The organism is Roseburia inulinivorans DSM 16841 (assembly GCF_000174195.1).
GTDB lineage: Bacteria > Bacillota > Clostridia > Lachnospirales > Lachnospiraceae > Roseburia > Roseburia inulinivorans.
In genome coordinates this window covers 1-976 of record NZ_ACFY01000105.1, presented here as the reverse complement: position 1 = coordinate 976, position 976 = coordinate 1, and the positions used below count along the sequence as shown (strand labels likewise).

Below are 976 nucleotides of genomic sequence, written 5' to 3'. Positions count from 1 at the left end.
GTAGAGTAGGCGGATGAAAATTTCATCCGCCCCTCATCAAACCGTGCATGAGGTTCTCCCTCACACGGCTTTCCGACATTCTTCTTTCTACAGCATTACGTCATGCTCTAGCCATTTTCTTTAATCCTTTTTCGTAAATGCTATTTCTAACAAATCCCACTCTTGACATATGTTTACGCCTTTGGTGTTTCTTGTTATACCATCTTGTAAAGGTGCAGATAATATACCAGTCTAATTCCTGCATCCATGTCTCATTTGTTTTGGTGGAATAATAATTCTTCCAACCTATGATTTTCGGATTTAGATTCTTTATTAAATCCTCTTCCTTTGCAACTAACAGACTTCGACCGTTTACATTCTTTTTGATTTCTGCTTTCATCTTCTTCATGGCTTTCCTGCTCGGGTACTGATAAGTTTCTTTATACAATTGTCCTTTGCTTGTTTCCGTTGTCATTCTTCTGTGGTGCATTCCAAGAAAGTCAAATCCCTCTTTTCCGTCCCACATGCTGACAATCTTTGTTTTTACTGGGTGTAGCTTTAAATCCAGTTTTGCCATGATGTACTGCAATAAGTTCAGTGCGTGATTTGCATTTTTCTTATTCTTGCAAATGATGACTGTATCATCTGCGTACCTTACAAGAATACCGTGAGTAAGTCCATACTTTTCCCACAGTCTGTCCAGTGTATTTAAGTAGATGTTTGCCAATAACGGAGATATAACTGAACCTTGGCTTGTTCCCAGTTCGGAAATTGTCAGTACATTTCCGTATAATACTCCTGATACTAACCATTGTCTTATCAGCTTCAATATCCTACGGTCTGATATTCTCTGCTCTACCAGTTTCATCAGTTTATCTTGGTTTACGTTATCAAAAAACTTCTCAATATCTGCGTCTACTACATAATAGCCCTTGTTGTTACACGCTTTCCTTACCACTTCCAGTGCTTGCCTGGCACTTCTTTTCGGTCGGAATCC

1 protein-coding gene is annotated in these 976 nt (G+C 39.0%); it reads right to left on the bottom strand.

Annotation, left to right across the window (positions count from 1 at the left end):
- Positions 1 to 100 precede the first annotated feature (100 nt).
- Positions 101 to 976: reverse transcriptase domain-containing protein (locus ROSEINA2194_RS12385; protein WP_007887559.1), on the bottom strand; the 876-nt coding region annotated here is incomplete at its 5' end.